Below are 12,892 nucleotides of genomic sequence, written 5' to 3' on the forward strand. Positions count from 1 at the left end.
CTTTTGATTCCAAAATTGCGGAAGGATTTTTTTAAGGATATTATGTAGACCTAAAAACCGACCTAAATGAAGAATGTATTTTTAGTGGTGGTGCTTTTGTTTACCACCCATATGATGGCTCAAGAAGAGAAGGTGACTATCGATCTCGAAAGATTCACTGAAGTAAAGGGGTTCGATGGGTTATCGATCAACCTGATCAAATCGGATAGCAACAAGGCCGTAGTTACGGGCGCGAATACAAACAAAGTCGCTGTTGTGAATAAAAACGGTGTTCTGAAACTTAGAATGCAAATAGATAAGATTTTTAGTGGCTACCGCACTTTTGTAGATCTCTATTATACGGAAAAGCTAATTATCATCGATGTCAATGAAGATGCACGAATAACTGCTCAGGAAACGATCAAACAAGACGTTTTGGAATTGAAGGCCCAAGAAGGGGGTGAATTGGATATTCGAGTGGAAGTGGAGCAGCTATTGGTAAAAACCGTAACAGGTGGCGTGGTAAAGACCGCAGGAACATCTGAACTTCAAGATGTAATGATCAATACAGGTGGTGTATATGAAGGCAAAGATTTAAAAACAAAGTTTTCAACCGTGAACGTTAATGCAGGGTCTCGGGCAGAAATCTATGCCTTCGACTATGTAAAGGCCACTGTAAAGGCAGGTGGTGAAGTATTGGTCTATGGCGATCCTGCCAAGATGGATGAAAAGACCGTATTCGGTGGTAAAGTAACCAGAATGTAATGTACAATTTCCGAATCGATGTGCACCGATAAATTCTAAATCATGTTAGAAGACGTACAGGCAGCAATTCCATTGGGTTTTTTTTTAAGCTTTATGATTGGGCCTGTTTTTTTTGTGCTTTTGGAAACCAGTGCTATTAAAGGTTTCAGAGCTGCCATTGTATTTGATTTCGGGGTACTTGTCGCCGATGTAATCTTTATAACCGTTGCGTATTTCAGTAGTTTTCAGCTTTTGGAAAATCTCAGTAATCAACCCGGATTGTACGTCTTCGGTGGAGTGATTCTTCTCGTCTATGGCATAACCACTTTTGTAAAAAAGGATTCAAAAAAGAAGGCTCGGGAAACCGAAGAGAAATCGATTCAGGTCAGTAAAGGCTACCTGGGTCTTTTTGTAAAGGGCTTTCTGCTTAACTTCATTAATATAGGAGTATTGGTTTTTTGGTTGGGGGTGATTATCGTTGTCGGCCCGAGTGTAAATAATGACCCTAATCGAATTAGGGTATTCTTTGGGTCAATGCTATTGGCCTATTTTATTACCGATGTTTTCAAAATTTTGCTCGCTAAACAACTCAAACGGAAATTGACCTCCGAACGAATTTTGATAATCAAAAAAGGACTTGGTGTTATCTTGGTAATCTGTGGATTGGTCTTGATTACTAAGGGATTTCTGCCGAAAGACAAATTCAACATAGAAAAAGGACTGGAAGAGATTGAAAGGATTCGAGAGTAAGAAGTACCGAATGGAACTCAGGTAAAATTTCCTAAAACACGCGGTCGATTACCGTAGAATCTTTTTTACAATTTTAAAGCTCAGATCTGAAGAATAAAAAACCCTCTATCCCAATACTGGGATCAAAGGGTTGATTTTTGAGGCATCGAGCGGATTCGAACCGCTGTACAAGCTTTTGCAGAGCTGTGCCTAGCCACTCGGCCACGATGCCTTTTAATGATTGCAAAGGTACTATGTTTTTTAACTATCGAAAAACTTAAACATTCCTTTTTTCTTTTAGGATAACCGTAACTTTTTCGACATCGCCACCGATGGGCGGATTGATTTTTGAAACGGAGACTTCCGCTTTTCCAACAATGGAAATTTCTTTGAAAATGCGATCTATGATACGTTTGCCAACATGCTCTAAGAGCCTTGAAGGCAATTTCATTTCCTCTTTTACAATATGGTTGATATGAACATAATCCACTGTATCCGATAAATCATCTGAATTTGAAGCCTCTTGAAGATTGGCATTGACAGTTACGTCTACCAAATACTGGCTTCCAACAATTTCCTCTTCCCTCAAACACCCATGATGGGCATAGATTTTAATGTTCTCAACTTTGATTTTCCCCAAGGTGAAATGTTTTTTGCAAACTTAAATCAAACCAATGGAAAAAAGGAAAAGAAATAACGGCCACCGTTCTAATAGGTACATCTACAATTACTGATTCCTTGAAATAGGTCGACACCGAGTGTAAGTACGTGTGTACCGGTACTATACCCCAGCAGCTCGTTCAGGATGACCTGGTAAGAGTATCCGAAATAAAAATTGTTCTTCTTCAATCCGATAATGGGTGCCACATAAAGGGGATCTCCGATTTGATCGTTCAAAAAGCGATAGGTAAAACCGGCATAATAATAGTCCTCAAAATCATACCATCTGAACTTGACGTTTAAATCGGTCACGGACCGACCGTCGCTTTCGAAAAGTTGGAAAAATACAGACGGTTCGATTTCCAAATTACTATTTCTGTTCTTTTTATACCGGTAACCCGTATATACATAGTAGTTTCTCAACCGATTTGGCTCAAAAACAGGATTGAACTTCGTCAAATCCTTGTTGATCAGATTCGAGGCATTCCCACTGAAATAAAACTTGTCCCACCGATATAGAAAACCCACGTCAAAATTATGGTTCGTAGTTGCACGGTCGTCGGTAACGCTCGGGTCCAATGCATCGAAGTTTTCAATGTCGATACGAAATTGATTGAAGTTATAAGATAGTCCGAACGAAAGAAATTTATCGTCATAGCGATCAATGGTCAAGTGATGCGCAAAAGAAATACGTGCACCACGTTGTTTGGTTTCTCCATTACTATCATTGTACAAGAGTGTTCCAAGACCTGATTGTTCCCCTATACGCATATCGGCCGCCAATGACTGGGTGTCCGGCGCATCTTTGATTCCCACCCATTGTGTAAGTCCGTTGATTCGAATTTTCACATGATCACCAATACCTGCATAAGTCGGAGACATCACAAATGGATTGTCCGCCAAATATTGTGATAGTTGGGGTATGGTCAATTCTTGTCCTTTTGATATAAAGGAGACTAAAATGAGAAGTAGGACTAATACTTTGTTACGCATGGTTCTGTTTCGGTTAAGATTTATCGATAAAGGGTAAAATGTCCAACAAACTCTCGATCATCATTCTCACCTTTGAGTTTAATCACGTACCAATAATCGCCAGTGGGAAGTTCGCTGTCATTGTAGATACCATCCCATCCCGGATCATTGAGACCAAGTCTGTAAACCTCCCTACCATAACGATCAAAAATCAGGGTTAGTATCTCAGGGAAGGCTTCTTGGTTGCGTGGCATCCAAAAGTCATTTTGACCATCACCATCCGGGGTGAAAAAGTTGGGTATTTCGATATCGATAAATTCCATTTCAATAGACGCCATAGCCTCACAACCATTAGCATCGACTACCCGAACAACATATGTATCCGTTCTATTGATTCGGAAGGTGTTGTCGCTACCATTGTTGACATCGTCAAAATAGTAGGTGTACTCTTCCCTTCCTCCTTCGGCTGTAGCGGTAATCACATTTATGTCGAACTGTTCAAGCGTTAATGTCAAGGGTTCAAAATCCTCTATTTCAAAAGAAATGTCTTGGAAACAACCGTTGGAATGGGCTACTCTGATGTAATGTGATCCAGGAGTTGAATTTCTAAAATCAGGATTCAATTGTAGATCATTAGGGTCGGTAGAGTCCAATGCGTAGAGTACATCCCCCATAACACTTGTGTCTTCAAAGGTCATATTGATATAATTATCCGGACTGTCTCCTGTGCATTCGTATATGACCTCTATTGCGGCATTCAAATTCACTCCAGGGTCAATGGTCACACCCAAGTCAAATTCACAACCATTGGCATCTCGTACAAACAAGATGTATCCGCCAGAAGCCATATTGACAAAAGAAACACGGTCTTGTACAAAGTCCGATTCTGTGCTCAAACGCGTACTGTAGGGCGCTGTGCCTCCACCGATTGTCAAATCGATCATGCCATTTTCCTCACCGGCACATATTTCAGGGGTAACCATAGCACTTGCTGTTATTGGTGTAGGTTCACCGATGGACCTTTCGATTACCTGGAAACATCCGTTTTGATCCTGTGCGATTATGGTATAATCCCCTGGTGCTAGGTCCGTGAATGTATTTATGGTGTCGAATTGATTGAGATTCGGGGATATGGCATAGATATAACCTCCTGCACCTCCTGATCCTGCAATTGGAGTAACTGTAATCGTGCCATTCTCATCACCGAAACAAAGTACATCCGTTGCCGCCACGTCGAAATCCAAAGGTTCCGGCTCATCAATAACCACTTGCTGAGGATTGGCATGGCAATCACCGCTGATTACATTCACATAGTACGTACCGGCAACAAGACCACTGAAGGTACCATCCGCTGTTGGCCCTGCAATACGATTGGCAACATTCAACTGGGTGTAGTCAAGATTGTTCAAATCCGCAAGTGAACCGGCATAGTTATCATATAGTTCGAACATGTAATTACCAACCCCATGATTCGCACTTGCATAGATTATGGCGGTATTGTCGCCATTACAATTCACGAACGCAGCAGTATCATCAATATGAAGTTCTAAAGGAATAATAGGGTCTTCAGTGATGGCATTTGAGATGGCGGGAGCACATAAATGAATCGCATCCCTCACATAATATTGATGAGTTCCAGAACCTAGGGTTCCCGTAGCCGGCAAGGGCATTGGGTTACTTGTCATCGGCAACCAGGTGATATTATCCAAACTATACTCGTAAGTTCCACTTCTCCCACCGATAGCGGTAAGTTCAAACTCCACCCCATCTTCACAGGTAAGCGGATTGGTTCGTATCAGCGAAGCAAAGACTTCGGTCGGTTCATCAATGGTTACCTGATTGGTTTCCACTGGGCAGTTCCAAGCATCTGAAACCGTGACACTATAGATTCCACCGCCAAGACCGGTAAAAGTGGGTGCGGATTGCCCGCCCGAAACAAAATCAATGGTTGTACCGGCCGCATCATAGTAATTCAATACATATTGATAGGTGCCGTTTCCACCACCTGTTACGGTCGCAGTGACCGTTCCTGTAGTATCTCCAAAACACGCCAAATCGGTATGTAAAGGTGTGGCGTTCGCTACAATTTGAGTTGCTGGTGCCAAGACTTCAACATCATTGACCACACAGCCCGGAGCACGCGCACTATCGGTGACCACTACAGTAAAGTTACCAGCAGACAATCCAGTGAACACGAAACTTAAAACATCGTTTTCAGTATAGATCTGACCTGTTGTTGTGTTGGTCAACACAATATCATAGGGCGGATAACCACCACTAGGGTCTACCAGTATTTCACCTAGATCGTTGCTACAGGTCACAGGGGCCAAAGGAGTTACCGCTGTAATTAAAGGCATATCTGGAGATACGATGGTAATTACATTACTATCATCGTTACAAAGTGTACTGGTCAAATCGGTTTCCGTAACGGTAACATAATAATTACCACCAGACAAACCTGTCGGAATTAGGAATGGATTTGTGCTTGTATTTGCATTTCCTGAAACCGGCGTGGGTGTCCCGTCCGCATTAAATACGGCGTAGGAGTATCCTCCGGAATATCCCGAAATTGCTATTTCAAGAGTACCGCTATCATCACCGACACAGATGACCGGGTCCACTGCGGTGGCGATTACTTCTATGAGATCGTACGGAGCAATTTCATAAGGTGCAGTATCCACATAACAACCTGTGGCCGTATCGGTAATTCGGAAAGTATAACTTCCTACTGCGGTCAATTCAAAGGTTGCTGTATTGCCGGTAGTTCCCGTTTGTGTGCCATTGGGGTTTCCTAGTGGCAGTAGCGTATAGGTATAGGCATGGGGATTTCCGTCATCGGTAACGGTTATCACCACTTCCTCACGGTTGTTGACGCAAGTAATGGCATCTGACAACGCTACAGTAGCCGTAAAGGTATTCACCGGATCAATGACCTGAGTAGGCAAAACAAATGGACAACCATTCGCATCGCGAATTGCGATATCATAGTTTCCAGCCGTATTGACATCATGTGTAAATACCAGTCCACCCGTAGGTTGGAATGCACTTCCATTGACACTATAGAAATAGTCTGGAGTACCTGTTCCTGCCGTAATCGTTACTTCTATGGCAGCAGCTTGTTGCGCATTATTGACATCACACGCAAAAGGGATAATATCGGTAATTGCTGCCGCCAATACACTTGGTTCGTTGATTGTGGTCTGTTGTGTTGCGACGCAGTTCCTGTTCGATGTGACCGTGATGTCCCAGGTTCCGGGTGCGAGTCCTGTGAACAGGTTGGTCGTCTGGGTGAACGTGGATGTTCCGTCCGTGATCTCGAAGGTATATGGCGGATTGTCGTTGACCCCTGCGGTGGTGGGCTGCAGGTTGACCGTTATCGATCCGTCGTCGGCGCCGTTACAGGTGACGTCCACGGGCGTTGGTGCCAGTAGGGTGACCGGGGTGGGCTCCTCGAGCGATACGGGGGCGTCTGCGATACATGATCCCGGTGTCAACGGGGTATCGGTCACCCTTACGATATAGTCCCCGAAGGCGACCCCGTTGAACCTGTTGCCCGCTGGCACGAGCCCTGTATCGGTCAGGGTGCCCGCGTTCAATAGGGTGACGGCGTTACTTGCGTCGCCTCCTGTCAGGGTGAACTCTATGACGCCGTCGCTTGCGGAACATGTGGGCTGTGTGACGACCACCGCGCTGATTGACAGTTCGGCGTTGATGGTCATGTTCTCGGTCTCGCCGCAACCGTTGGCGTCGCGTATCTCCACTGAATGTGGTCCCGCGTTGAGTCCGTTATAGGTATGTGGGAAGGCCGCGATGCTTTCGAAGGCGTTGCCGTCCAGGCTCATGGTGTATGGTGCGACGCCGAAGTTCACTGCATCGAGTGATACGGTGATTCCGAAGCTTCCCTCGGCGGCACATTCGTCGTCGAGTGCCAGGGCGATATCGGGAACGGTGTCGGTGTCCACGGTCACGGCCAATGGTGCCGCAATGATACAGTTGTTGGCATCGCGCACATAGATGTCCCAGTTCAGGTTGACGCTGGGGTCCAGTTCCACGGTCTCGTCGAAGGTGAAGGTGGCGGGTACGCCGGCCCCGCTCTGCGAAGCGCCGTAGGTATACGGTCCGGTCCCCCCCGAGGCCTGTACGGTGACGATGGCATCGGATGCGTTACAGTTGGCGTTGACATTGCTTATCAATTGCAGTGCAAGTGGCTCGGGAGCGTCTATGGTGACGTTGTTGGAGGTATCGTTACATTCCGGGAAGGCGGTCTCTATGATCCTGACGGAATAGGTGCCCGCGCCCAAGGTGGTCGATACGTTGAAGACATAAGGGTCGCTTGTGGCGTTGTCCGAATCGAGGGTCCCCCCTACCACCGCGCCGGTAGCGTCGAGCACCTCGTAGTCGAAGTTCCCGGTATATCCGGTGATGGTGACCTGTATGACGCCATCGGTACTGTCGCTACAGGTAGCGTCCGTGTCGACGGTGGCGGTAACGTCGATGAAGTCGAACGGCGCGATGACGTGCTCGACCACAACGCTACAGTTTGTGGTGGTGTCCAGTACCTCATAGGTATAGGTTCCCGGTGCGGTCAGTACGATGTTGGTCGGGTCCGCTACGGGGTTGCCGCTGGGCAGTTCGGTATAGGTATAGGTACCCGATGCGCTTGTGGGCACGATCTCGATGGTCTCCTGTCCGTTGTTACAGTCTATGGCGGCGGAGGTCCTGTTGATGACCGCCGTGACCTCGTCCCTTACGGGTACGGGCACGACCACGGTGTCGGTACAACCGTTGTCGTCCTCTACCGTTACGGTGACATTGGGCGATCCGAAGGGCACGTCGAAGGTATTCCCTGTCTGGAAGTTGGTGCCCCCGTCGAAGCTGTACAGGTATGGGCCGGTACCCGATGGGTTGCCGGGCGTGGCGTCCTCCACGGTAACGGTGATCGTACTGGCGGCATCGTCACAACTGAACACCGAGGCGACAGCACTGATGTCCAATACACTTGGTTCGTTGATTGTGGTCTGTTGTGTTGCGACGCAGTTCCTGTTCGATGTGACCGTGATGTCCCAGGTTCCGGGTGCGAGTCCTGTGAACAGGTTGGTCGTCTGGGTGAACGTGGATGTTCCGTCCGTGATCTCGAAGGTATATGGCGGATTGTCGTTGACCCCTGCGGTGGTGGGCTGCAGGTTGACCGTTATCGATCCGTCGTCGGCGCCGTTACAGGTGACGTCCACGGGCGTTGGTGCCAGTAGGGTGACCGGGGTGGGCTCCTCGAGCGATACGGGGGCGTCTGCGATACATGATCCCGGTGTCAACGGGGTATCGGTCACCCTTACGATATAGTCCCCGAAGGCGACCCCGTTGAACCTGTTGCCCGCTGGCACGAGCCCTGTATCGGTCAGGGTGCCCGCGTTCAATAGGGTGACGGCGTTACTTGCGTCGCCTCCTGTCAGGGTGAACTCTATGACGCCGTCGCTTGCGGAACATGTGGGCTGTGTGACGACCACCGCGCTGATTGACAGTTCGGCGTTGATGGTCATGTTCTCGGTCTCGCCGCAACCGTTGGCGTCGCGTATCTCCACTGAATGTGGTCCCGCGTTGAGTCCGTTATAGGTATGTGGGAAGGCCGCGATGCTTTCGAAGGCGTTGCCGTCCAGGCTCATGGTGTATGGTGCGACGCCGAAGTTCACTGCATCGAGTGATACGGTGATTCCGAAGCTTCCCTCGGCGGCACATTCGTCGTCGAGTGCCAGGGCGATATCGGGAACGGTGTCGGTGTCCACGGTCACGGCCAATGGTGCCGCAATGATACAGTTGTTGGCATCGCGCACATAGATGTCCCAGTTCAGGTTGACGCTGGGGTCCAGTTCCACGGTCTCGTCGAAGGTGAAGGTGGCGGGTACGCCGGCCCCGCTCTGCGAAGCGCCGTAGGTATACGGTCCGGTCCCCCCCGAGGCCTGTACGGTGACGATGGCATCGGATGCGTTACAGTTGGCGTTGACATTGCTTATCAATTGCAGTGCAAGTGGCTCGGGAGCGTCTATGGTGACGTTGTTGGAGGTATCGTTACATTCCGGGAAGGCGGTCTCTATGATCCTGACGGAATAGGTGCCCGCGCCCAAGGTGGTCGATACGTTGAAGACATAAGGGTCGCTTGTGGCGTTGTCCGAATCGAGGGTCCCCCCTACCACCGCGCCGGTAGCGTCGAGCACCTCGTAGTCGAAGTTCCCGGTATATCCGGTGATGGTGACCTGTATGACGCCATCGGTACTGTCGCTACAGGTAGCGTCCGTGTCGACGGTGGCGGTAACGTCGATGAAGTCGAACGGCGCGATGACGTGCTCGACCACAACGCTACAGTTTGTGGTGGTGTCCAGTACCTCATAGGTATAGGTTCCCGGTGCGGTCAGTACGATGTTGGTCGGGTCCGCTACGGGGTTGCCGCTGGGCAGTTCGGTATAGGTATAGGTACCCGATGCGCTTGTGGGCACGATCTCGATGGTCTCCTGTCCGTTGTTACAGTCTATGGCGGCGGAGGTCCTGTTGATGACCGCCGTGACCTCGTCCCTTACGGGTACGGGCACGACCACGGTGTCGGTACAACCGTTGTCGTCCTCTACCGTTACGGTGACATTGGGCGATCCGAAGGGCACGTCGAAGGTATTCCCTGTCTGGAAGTTGGTGCCCCCGTCGAAGCTGTACAGGTATGGGCCGGTACCCGATGGGTTGCCGGGCGTGGCGTCCTCCACGGTAACGGTGATCGTACTGGCGGCATCGTCACAACTGAACACCGAGGCGACAGCACTGATGTCCAGTTCCGTGGGTTGGTCAATGGTAATGGCTTGCGTATCCAAGCATCCTTTATCTGAGATTACGGTAACATTATGTAGCCCTTGTGGTCTACCCAAGAAAATATTCGATGTCTGTGTTGTTGTTCCTCCATCAAGACTGTATAGATAGGGAATGTCAGTATTACCAGGGTTAAGCGTCACGGTAATGGAACCATCACTTCCGCCAAAACAACTTACGTCCGATTTGGCGAGGGTAAAGTTCGGTACGTCCGGTGTATCCAATGTAATGGATACGGTCTCCGTACAATTTGTCGTGGTATCCTCTACTTCAAAGGTATAGGCCACGGAATGCGTGAGCCCTGCAAAAATACCAGTAGCATTGGTTGGGCCTGCGGGTGTAATCTGGGTATAGGAATAAGTTCCGGAGCCGCCATTTGCTGTAACGGTTACCTCACCTGCATTTGCAGGAACGCAGCTTTCTTCGGCTGTGATATTTGCGGAAATATTAACTGGCGGATATAGGGTAATAGGGTCTGTATCGGCACATCCATTTTGGTCAATTAGGGCAATGGAATGTGGGCCTGAGGATAAATTGTTAATAATCATCGTATCCCCTGCATTGACCAATGCAGGTGCATTTTGCGGTGCAGAACCATCTATGCTAATCATGCTTGGGGAAATTCCAGCAACATCCAATGTGATTTCCACACTGAAGCTACCCTCGTCGGCCGTACATTGGTTGGTTGCGACCAAGGTTATTTCTGGTTCTGGGTCTGTAGGTACGGTAATGGGGTCGAAACGGATACAGTCGTGTGCATCTTTTATGTAAACGATATAATCTCCACCTTCTACATTGAAACTATTGGTAGCAGTACCTGCCCAAGTTGCTGCTGTAGGCGCAGTATCTGTAGACAAGGTAAGTTGATATTCATAGGGCGCGGTTCCAAATTGACCAATAGCCGATATTTGACCTGCATTGAGGTTACAGTTGTCGTTATTGTCCAAATTGGCGGTGACGTCCAGTTCATTGGTTGATTGTGTTATCGTGAATTGTGCCGATGAAACGGTACACCCCGCAAAAGCACCATTGACCTCGCTATACAAAATATAATAGACTCCAGGTGACAAAGGACCTACATTGGTTTCCGACACTCCTGTGCCAACAGCAGGCAAAGGTGTAATGGAACCGGTAATTCCAGTAGTTAGGTTCGATTGTGAATTGAATATTTCATAGGTAACTTCGGTAGCTCCTGGGTCATAGTTGTCAATGGTGAAATCCACCGTGCCATCATTGCTTCCCGTACAGGTCACATTGTTTACGGCATCTAAACTCGATGTAAGGCTGGAAGGTGAATTAATTGGAGCAGCAGCAGTTTCAAAATAGTAGCAGTTGGTCGTTAAATCATGTACAACAAAGGTATAGGTGATGCCTGGGGTTAACCCAGTGAATGTTCTAGTAGGCCCGTTTGCAACATCAGGAGGAAAATATGTAGAGGCATAGGGTACTGCATAGGTATCCAATATGCCAAACTCATAATTGGTCCCGAGAATGGCTGTGCTTACGGTCACCTCCGCGGTACCACCTGTTGCACAGTTGGCAGTTACGGCCGAGACGTCAATATCCAGGTCGTCAGGAGGAGAAGCGATGATGTTGGTTGTGAGAACGGAACAGCCATTGTCGTCAACAACGTCTACTTCATAAATACCGAATTCAAGTATCGTAAACGTATAGTCGGCTCCTAGAGGCTCTATTTGTGAAGCACTATAGCCATTGTTTCCTGTAAGGTGATAGGTAAAACCAGGTGTGCCTCCTGCGACGTTTTCAACGGAAATGGACCCCGGGTTGGTACCTGTTCCACCACAAGTAATGGGAACAAGGTTGACGTCATAGGTAATCGGATCGGGTTCTGCGATTATAATGGTTTCCATATCCGTACACATTTTGGCATCCGTAATGGTGACCTCATAGGTTCCGGCGGGAAGACCTGCGGTTTGTGTACCATATGATGTGGCTGTGGTTGTATTCAGTACCGAGATGTCGAAGGGCCCTACTCCTTGAGAGGTGTCTATATTGACCACAATGGTCGCCCCATTGTCCCCATTACAAATAATATCAACGGTTTGTACCAAGGAGGTAATATCTGGACTAACAATAGGGTCTATGACTGCCTGCGTAATCACAGGACAGCCTAGGCTATCCGTAATTCGAAAATCATATGTTCCAGCCGTTGAAGCTGAATAGGTGAATGTACTACCGACAATCGCCACTGGCGCCCCCCAAGTTGTGCCTCCATTGGTACTTACTTCATAGGTCGCATAGGGCGGATAACCATTTGTAATATTCACATCAATTGTGGCGTCCGGCGTCACGGTGCAGTCCAACGATTTTGTTACTACCGCGGATGCATTGAGTTGAGTGGCGATAGTTTCGCTTAAAACATTGGAAATACAGCCGTAGGCGTCCATTACTTGAACATCATAACTTCCAGGTATCAGATTGGAAATCGTAAAAGGATTCCCCACTGCTGCGATCTGACCACCTCCGCTAATGCTATAGGTAAATGGCGCAACACCATCTGTAATTGTGATTGTCAAAGAGGCCTGATTAGCGGTATCGAAACAATAATCTGACGAGGCATCAACAGCTATACTCGGGGTTTCAGCAGGATCCACCAGTATTGGTTTGCTAACAATACAATTGCCCGCATCCCTGATATAGATGGTATAGGAACCGGCAGCAACGTCTGCAAAGTTGTTATCGGTTTGGTAAGGATAGACTATTACCGGACCTACGGTATTTTCCAATTGGTATTCGTAGCCGCCCCAGCCTCCAATAGGAGTAACGGTAACGGTCGAATTTGCCGCACAGGTCACGTCGGTATTGGTAAATGTAAAGTCCAATGCCGCTGGTGGCGGTGCTATTGTGATTGTGGTGGTATCGGTACAGTTGGTTGTATCGTCGGTTACGGTTACGGTGTAGGTGTCGGCGGGCAGGGTCGCCACGACCACGGGTGTAACGG

5 protein-coding genes and 1 tRNA gene are annotated in these 12,892 nt (G+C 48.2%); 2 read left to right on the forward strand and 4 right to left on the reverse strand.

Annotated elements, in window-relative coordinates; translation table 11 throughout:
• Positions 1 to 66 precede the first annotated feature (66 nt).
• Both ACKWCA_RS05275 and ACKWCA_RS05280 read left to right on the forward strand, forming a co-directional pair.
• On the forward strand, positions 67 to 744 hold the full coding sequence (locus tag ACKWCA_RS05275) for a head GIN domain-containing protein (RefSeq protein ID WP_413977095.1): 678 nt from the start codon (positions 67 to 69) through the stop codon (positions 742 to 744).
• Between the two features lie 42 nt (positions 745 to 786).
• Positions 787 to 1,473: a LysE family translocator gene (locus ACKWCA_RS05280; RefSeq protein WP_413977096.1), complete on the forward strand. Its 687-nt coding sequence runs from the start codon at positions 787 to 789 to the stop codon at positions 1,471 to 1,473.
• Positions 1,474 to 1,613: 140 nt separating this feature from the next.
• Here the strand turns inward: ACKWCA_RS05280 and ACKWCA_RS05285 are convergent.
• The 4 genes from ACKWCA_RS05285 to ACKWCA_RS05300 form a co-directional block, all read right to left on the reverse strand.
• A tRNA-Cys gene (locus ACKWCA_RS05285) sits at positions 1,614 to 1,684 on the reverse strand.
• 45 nt (positions 1,685 to 1,729) lie between these two features.
• Entirely contained in the window at positions 1,730 to 2,092 is a 363-nt protein-coding gene (gene folB / locus ACKWCA_RS05290) for a dihydroneopterin aldolase (RefSeq protein ID WP_413977097.1), read from the reverse strand.
• Positions 2,093 to 2,160: 68 nt separating this feature from the next.
• Positions 2,161 to 3,105, reverse strand: a complete 945-nt coding sequence (locus tag ACKWCA_RS05295) for a PorP/SprF family type IX secretion system membrane protein (RefSeq protein ID WP_413977098.1) — start codon at positions 3,103 to 3,105, stop codon at positions 2,161 to 2,163.
• A 20-nt stretch (positions 3,106 to 3,125) separates the two neighbouring features.
• Positions 3,126 to 12,875, reverse strand: a complete 9,750-nt coding sequence (locus tag ACKWCA_RS05300; RefSeq protein WP_413977099.1) for a T9SS type B sorting domain-containing protein — start codon at positions 12,873 to 12,875, stop codon at positions 3,126 to 3,128.
• Positions 12,876 to 12,892: the final 17 nt, after the last annotated feature.

The organism is Maribacter corallii (assembly GCF_047345415.1).
Taxonomy (GTDB): Bacteria; Bacteroidota; Bacteroidia; order Flavobacteriales; family Flavobacteriaceae; genus Maribacter_C.

Bases quoted from the DNA above. Each gene is read 5' to 3' on its own strand.
- ACKWCA_RS05280 (WP_413977096.1), top strand. From the start codon at position 787: ATGTTAGAAGACGTACAGGCAGCAATTCCATTGGGTTTTTTTTTAAGC.
- ACKWCA_RS05295 (WP_413977098.1), bottom strand. From the start codon at position 3,105: ATGCGTAACAAAGTATTAGTCCTACTTCTCATTTTAGTCTCCTTTATA.
- ACKWCA_RS05275 (WP_413977095.1), top strand. From the start codon at position 67: ATGAAGAATGTATTTTTAGTGGTGGTGCTTTTGTTTACCACCCATATG.